Origin of the sequence: Priestia koreensis, assembly GCF_001274935.1 — a bacterium.
Lineage (GTDB): Bacteria > Bacillota > Bacilli > Bacillales > Bacillaceae_H > Bacillus_AG > Bacillus_AG koreensis.
The window spans coordinates 84,932-92,054 of sequence record NZ_LILC01000006.1 but is presented as its reverse complement, the minus strand read 5'-3'; the positions used below and the strand labels follow the sequence as shown (position 1 = coordinate 92,054).

The following is a 7,123-nucleotide window of genomic DNA, read 5'->3' as shown; positions in this document are numbered from 1 at the left end:
CATATTGATACCCAAACGTCACCCATCCTTCGGGTAATGTTTTTTTTGTTCCTTTTCGGTGTGGTGTTTCCAATTGAACATTCACGTCATTCACTCCTTTCTGTCGGGACTATCTTCCTATCTTACCAAAAAAAGAAAAAGAAAACAAGTACATATGTTCGTTTTAGACTTACGCCTACCCACCATTCATCCCCCACCTACTCACTGGGCTTCGCCCTTATCGTTCCTTGAGGAAGGGGACTTCTGGTGGAAATCTGTTAAACGGTTGGCTATTCCACTATAAAAGGTGCTGCCTTGAATTAGGAGAATTTACGGATAAAGTTCCGGTAGAACCATCCATACGATCTATGTTACCAGGTAGACGCTAAACATAAATTGTGATTGCGACCAAGATGTAGTAAGATAAGTGCGAACATGTGAAACTAGAATAAAGAACATATCGAAGGAGGGCATTGGAAACAATGTCTTTTTTCGTTTCGTAATAAATTTAATCTTTGCGTTAAATACCTGTTTTACGAATATTTTACAAAACCTATAAAATTTGATATATTTTTCATATGTAAGAACTTTATAATAGGAGGCTCATTATAAGTGGAAGACTATGAACTAATTTTAGAACCCTTTATTTATTCAATAACCCAATTCGAAAATAAAGGTAAAACAACTTTGGGTGATAAATCAAATAGAGAGTGCATCTACTGTGGAAAAGTTAAAGGAGAAGTCACTTTCAAAAAGGAAGCACACGTTATACCAGCGAGTTTAGGTAATAGAACCTTATTTAATTATAACGAATGTGACAATTGCAATGAACATTATTTTGGAGTCCACGAAAATGAATTAGCCAACTATTTAATGCTAGATAGAGTATTTACAGGTTCAAGAAAGAGAAATGGCTTACCAACATATAAACCTAATCCAAAAGGTGATACTTCTATTAGACATATGACTGATAGTAATACTGTAGCTATAAAAATTGACGATATCGACGGAAGATTTGAAATTATACAGAACGAATCCTTGAATCAACTAACATATAGAATAAATGAGCCGCTTCCATATCGACTAGCAGATATTTGCAAAGCATTGACTCATATGGTTTGGCCCTTTCTTTCGCTAAAACAAAGAAACGAGCTAAAGCATATTCCCGATTGGTTACTAGGAAAATATGATATATTCCCTCTGTATCTGGATAAATTATTTGTTCCTGGTAATGGATATTCAAATGTTATGCTTGAATGCTGGGAGCATACAGATCCCAAAGCACTTTATCCATTATTGGTACGCTTTACATTTGGAACAAAAATTCTGTCCTTTTACATTCCAAAATCCAGAAATATTTCTATCCCTCCTAAAAGATATACTGATTATATACAAATACCAGATAAAGTAAATGTAACTTTTGATCCACTTATAATTAAAGACAATCAACGTTCATATCCAAAAGATTTAAGTTTTACGTTCAAATATTCATCTATTTCAGAGAAAACTACTATAAAAGAATGAAACCTTTATTTGAGGAAAGACGGAGTTTTATGAATATTTTAAAATGATGACGTGTTCTATATAGAATTGTTGACTAACTCAGACTATAAATAATTAGTTGATAATTCTATCTTTATTGATTAAAATGACTATGCGTTAAAATCCTATTTAACGCATAATTCTACAAAGTTCGACACCAACTCAGGTGTCGGCTTTTGTCTTTCATCCTATACACCATTTAGAAAGGAAGATGACGGTTGCCAAATTCTAGACAACACCAGATACATGAAGAGCGCTTAAAGGATATGCTTCTCTCTATGCCCTTCTATGTACAGCAATATGTGGATGACAAACTTGATACACACTCTTCCTCTACTCTTTTAGGCTATTTACACGACTATAAGCTCTTTTTTGAGTGGTTAATGGCCGAAGGATTTACTGATTGCGAAGAAATGAAGGATATTCCTTTAGAGGTATTGGAAAAGCTTCCATTAGAAGCAGCCAAGTCATTTTTTAAGTTCGTGAATCGTAAAGAGATCGTCGTATCACAAAAAACAAATGAGAAGAAAAAGCCGGAGCAAGTCTCCACCAACCGTAAAATATCAGCGCTACGATCCCTCTTTAAGTATTTAACGGTTGAAACAGAGAATGACCAACAAGAACCCTACTTCTATCGAAACGTCATGCAGAAGATCACGGTACACAAGAAAAAGGAAACATTGAATGCGCGTTCTGGACGTATCTCGAAATCCATTTTTCATAAAGATGAAGACGTGAAATTCCTCTCCTTTGTTAAAAATGGATATGAGCATACGCTAACCAAAAGAGCCAAGCCCTATTTCTATCGTGATGTAGCTCGTGACTACGCCATTCTCTCGCTCTTTTTAGGTTCAGGTATTCGTGTGAATGAGCTGGCAAACTTGCGTTTACGTGATCTAAACTTTACGACGAATGAGATTGCGGTCGTACGGAAAGGAAATAAAGAAGATATTGTATCGGTTGTCCCCCAGGCGATGGAGGATATACAGGACTATTTAGCCATCCGAGAGCGAAAATACCGAGTAAAAAAAGAAGAAGATAGTTATTTGTTTGTTACGCGCTATGAAGGTCATGCTTCCCCTTTGTCTGTAAGATCCATTCAACAAATGGTGAAGAAATACAGCAAGGCGTTTCAATCGAACAAATCCCTCTCTCCTCATAAATTGCGTCATACTTATGCTACGCAGCTAGCCGAGGAAACGGGTGATTTAGTATTAGTCATGAACCAATTGGGACATAGCTCGATGAATACCGCAGTACTGTATACGAACTCGGATAAAGAACGGGCGCATGAGGCATCGAAGAATATGGGTAAAAAAAGAAAAGATTTGTAACATATTCACAAAAAGATCTGAACTACTGAACAATTCTAATTTGAATTCTTTAGTATAGTTTAGATCTTTCTTAGTGTTTGTAACCTTCTTATTAGCAATTAAAATGGCTTTTCCTGAATCTTCTTTGCATACTACCCTTTTACATAATAGAAAAAGCGTGAAGCATTTCAAAACACGCATCCATATAGGATGCGACTTATTATCTTGATCGAATGGTTGAGAAATAAAATATTTCAATCCACGCATCCATATAGGATGCGACCTATCGAAATTTGCACAGAAGTTAACGCCTAGCATATTTCAATCCACGCATCCATATAGGATGCGACTTTTAACGAAACTCGTGCTAGGGATAGTATAATAATTTCAATCCACGCATCCATATAGGATGCGACGTTTCTCTAAGTTGTTCACCGGGAACATTAGGTATTTCAATCCACGCATCCATATAGGATGCGACTTCCCGGAAACGGTTAATTTAGTAGCATATGCGAGATTTCAATCCACGCATCCATATAGGATGCGACTTATTATCTTGATCGAATGGTTGAGAAATAAAATATTTCAATCCACGCATCCATATAGGATGCGACTGTTACTTTATAAATCAATTATGCAAGCCTTAAAAATTTCAATCCACGCATCCATATAGGATGCGACCATAGTCTAAGGGTGATAATAACGTTCTTTGAGATTTCAATCCACGCATCCATATAGGATGCGACAAGTCTACGTGTTTTTCGTAGGCAACCATATCTAATTTCAATCCACGCATCCATATAGGATGCGACAATGATATTGGTGACGCTACCGATAAATTACGTATTTCAATCCACGCATCCATATAGGATGCGACCCTGCTTCTGTTTTAACAGGGAAGTCAATATAGTATTTCAATCCACGCATCCATATAGGATGCGACATGGGATTAGGGTTAGATGGGAAACCACTTCCTATTATTTCAATCCACGCATCCATATAGGATGCGACCGTGTCTCACAATTTACAAGACAACTTACACCACTTTCAATCCACGCATCCATATAGGATGCGACTTCCAGTAGCAGCTAAAAAAGTAAATGCGACGGATTTCAATCCACGCATCCATATAGGATGCGACAAAGGATGATAGTAAAAAAGAAGATAGCAAAAAAATTTCAATCCACGCATCCATATAGGATGCGACACCAGTGATATAAATGACATAATAGCCGTAAATAATTTCAATCCACGCATCCATATAGGATGCGACTGCGAATTTAGCCAATTTCAGGCTAAAAACCACAAAAAATAGAGGTGTACGACTTGTTTTTAGTAATAAAGGCAGATGAAACTATGCAAATAAGCATCAAAAAGATGTTTGAACTGATCATAACAAGGTGCGAATGTCCCTGTATTTTTATGTTTACCTTCCATTCGCACTAAAACAACAAGGGACCTTCTATATCTACTGCATTGTTTACTCCAATGTGTTGAACTTTGGCTTTATAATTATCACCTAAACGATAAAATCTCAAACTATCACAATCCTCATCTATACTAGCTAATAACTCCATTTGTAATTGTGCAAACTGAGTAGTATTTATTACGCATTCAAATACAGAATTTTGAACTCTTTGGCCATATTTTTGGCAAATTTTCGCTACTTTTCGTAATCTTCTTTGACCACCTTCTGATATTACGCTAACATCATACGTAATCAACACAAGCAAGTTATTCACCTACTTCCATAAAAATGGTGGATATTCATCTAAGTCGTTTCTTAAGTATCTTGCTAGTAATAGAGATTGTACATGAGGAACTAATCCCCATGTAATTTTTTCTCCCAAATAAGGATGCGTTATTTTTTCTTGCTTTTTATTTTGCCAAGCCGTTAAAAATTTCTTTCTGGCTATGTCTGTCATGATAACAGCACCACTTTCTTTTCGCACAAAGTCGCTTTCACTAACAATCTTTTTATTAATTAATGATAAGACAAATCGATCTGCAAAGACTCCTCTAAGCTCTTCCATTAAATCTAACGCTAGCGATGCTCGACCTGGTCTGTCTCTGTGTAAAAAGCCCACATAAGCATCTAATCCAACCCCTTCTAAAGCTGCTGTGCACTCATTAGCTAATAATGTATATGCAAAAGAGAGCATTGCATTTACATTGTCTAAAGGTGGTCTTCGTGACCTCGTGTGAAAATAGAAAGACTCTTTTTGTTGTAAGATCATTTGGTTAAATAGTTGATTGTAACTTCTTGCTGCATGTCCCTCTAATCCCCGCAAACGTTCTAAATCTTCACACTTTCGCACTTCTAGCATAATTGAAGAGAGGAGCTGGGAAATCTCCTTAAATTGAAGAACATTTACCCTCAATGGATTGTCCCTTGTCACTCTTTCAATAATCCATTTGCTGTTATAAATTTTACCAAAAATAAAATTTCGAGCGATGGTTGCAGAGTGTGCCTCCACTTCGGAAATACGATATTGTTTCTTTCTCAACACCACATTCCCTTTGCTTGGCCCAATTACTCTTGCTGAAAATCTTCCATTCATCGTAAAAAATGAAAGTGCAATTCCTTTTTCTGCACAATATCCCATTAATCCCGGACTAGCTCCCGTGTAGCCAAATGTTACGATGGACTCTAAATTATGAAGAGGAAGACGACCAAGCCTTTCCTTATCCTTTAGTAACACAATGTTATCACCATCTAACGATAAATACACATCAGGTTGGGTAACAAACAAGGTATTAAGTAGTTTTTTCATTACCCCAATCTCCCCTCGATATAGCTTTTTACAGATTGCTTATTCATCAATTTTGGTAGACAAATAGAGGAAAGAGAACAACTGGTACAAAAAGAACCTGTTTTTACTTTAGGGGTGTGGCGGCGGTTGTAGTAAGTCTGCATTTCACTTACAATTTTTCTTACCTTATTCTTATGTTCCAAAGTTAGGTCAACCCTTACTCTTTGCTTAACTTCGTTATAAAATAGATAGCCTGTATGAACTTCACAGACCAACATTTCTTCCAAACACATTGCCTGTGCCACTAACTGTAGAATGTCTGAATCATTCGTTTTAGGTTTTCCGCGCTTATATTCAATTGGATAAGGAAGGTAGGATCCCTCTACTCCATCTAATTGTATACCTTGTTGATGCTTTATAAATTCCACTACATCACATATACCTGTAACCCTTAAATCATTTGATTTTACAGGCATTCCTCGAACAATTAATTTATTGTTTCGCTTTTCCCTAATGAACGGATTATCTGCTTTTTCATGAAGATGACGCCCCTGTACAGTGCGCACATTTTCTTCCCATTGTTGTTCGATGTGTATCAGTGCCCACTGACGTTTACAAAACTGGAAATGCTGAATTCCAGACAACATGAGAAAATCCTCTTCATTATAATCCATCAATCACTTCTACTTTCAAATCATCTAATTCTTTATGTGTAAATTGATAATCTTCAACCGACTTTGGTGTGTCTACATTTGCTTCAACATTCAGAGATCGATGCACTTTAGCGGACGAATACTGACCCATTTTAGAATTATGCTCCCACCAATAGACTTTGTGAACTTCCATGCTTCCTTCAGGTCGCGCCGAAGATAAATCATTTTCGAATAAAGTAATTAACGACTCTTTAATTTTATCGGCATCACTCTTGGTGAAACCCGTTTTCTCCGCAAGCTGAGTATTAATACTTCCATAAAAGACATACACTCCAAAGTCCACACGATGTTTCATTCCCATCGTATCGGAGCTCTTCTTCTCTCCTGTTTCTGAGTTCACACTTTTGGTAATCTGCATACTTGTGATATCAATAGGGTTCACACTAGTGGCTGTATGAACAGAAACGGGACCTCTTACCCCTACTGAAACGCCGCCACCTTTACCTGATCCTTTAAATGCAAAGACTTGTCCAAAGCTTCGTACATCAATCCACTCTTGGCAGGCGGCTCGAGCAAAATCGTCTTTTGATACATTCTTTTCTTTTAGTATCTTACTAAGTTTTTCATTGCCTTCAGCACGGTCACGTAGACTTTTATACTCATCTACCTTACGATCATCAGATTGCACGAATACGGACTCCCCCAAATCTTGCAGTCGATTTCGAATTTTACGTTTAATGGCTACATCCGAAATTTCACCGTACCCATCATAATCTTGGCGAGGGCGATTCCCATTTAAGGGATCACCATTGGGGTTTGCTTTTGTGACAGATACAATTACTGCAAAATCAATCTTGTTTTCTAGAATACTCATTATTCATTC

At 36.9% G+C, this 7,123-nt stretch carries 6 protein-coding genes and 1 CRISPR repeat array; of the genes, 2 read left to right on the top strand and 4 right to left on the bottom strand.

The features are described from left to right. Positions 1–591: 591 nt before the first annotated feature. Complete coding sequence (locus AMD01_RS05160; protein ID WP_053400346.1) at positions 592–1,503, top strand: HNH endonuclease; 912 nt, start codon at positions 592–594, stop codon at positions 1,501–1,503. A gap of 236 nt (positions 1,504–1,739) precedes the next feature. After that, positions 1,740–2,855 carry a tyrosine recombinase XerS gene (gene xerS / locus AMD01_RS05155; protein WP_157052622.1) on the top strand — a complete coding sequence of 372 codons (1,116 nt, stop codon included), beginning with the start codon at positions 1,740–1,742 and terminating at the stop codon, positions 2,853–2,855. Positions 2,856–3,019: 164 nt separating this feature from the next. Next, positions 3,020–4,107: a CRISPR direct-repeat array (repeat unit 32 nt; unit sequence ATTTCAATCCACGCATCCATATAGGATGCGAC). A 169-nt stretch (positions 4,108–4,276) separates the two neighbouring features. Here xerS and cas2 read toward each other — a convergent pair. From cas2 to cas7c, 4 genes are read right to left on the bottom strand one after another with little or no spacing between them, the layout of a single operon-like run. Further along, positions 4,277–4,567 (bottom strand): CRISPR-associated endonuclease Cas2, encoded by a 291-nt coding sequence (cas2, locus tag AMD01_RS05150; RefSeq protein WP_053400345.1) that lies wholly within the window; start codon positions 4,565–4,567, stop codon positions 4,277–4,279. 9 nt (positions 4,568–4,576) lie between these two features. Continuing rightward, positions 4,577–5,608, bottom strand: a complete 1,032-nt coding sequence (cas1c, locus tag AMD01_RS05145; RefSeq protein WP_053400344.1) for a type I-C CRISPR-associated endonuclease Cas1c — start codon at positions 5,606–5,608, stop codon at positions 4,577–4,579. Further along, positions 5,608–6,261, bottom strand: a complete 654-nt coding sequence (gene cas4 / locus AMD01_RS05140; RefSeq protein WP_053400343.1) for a CRISPR-associated protein Cas4 — start codon at positions 6,259–6,261, stop codon at positions 5,608–5,610. Before cas4 ends, cas1c begins: the two co-directional genes overlap by 1 nt. Beyond that, a complete protein-coding gene (gene cas7c / locus AMD01_RS05135; RefSeq protein WP_053400342.1) occupies positions 6,251–7,114 on the bottom strand; it encodes a type I-C CRISPR-associated protein Cas7/Csd2 in 864 nt (287 codons plus the stop codon). The genes cas4 and cas7c overlap by 11 nt, the downstream gene beginning before the upstream one ends. Positions 7,115–7,123: the final 9 nt, after the last annotated feature.

Excerpts from the sequence above, each read along its gene's own strand:
- cas1c (WP_053400344.1), bottom strand. The coding sequence starts at position 5,608 with ATGAAAAAACTACTTAATACCTTGTTTGTTACCCAACCTGATGTGTAT.
- cas4 (WP_053400343.1), bottom strand. The coding sequence starts at position 6,261 with ATGGATTATAATGAAGAGGATTTTCTCATGTTGTCTGGAATTCAGCAT.
- cas7c (WP_053400342.1), bottom strand. The coding sequence starts at position 7,114 with ATGAGTATTCTAGAAAACAAGATTGATTTTGCAGTAATTGTATCTGTC.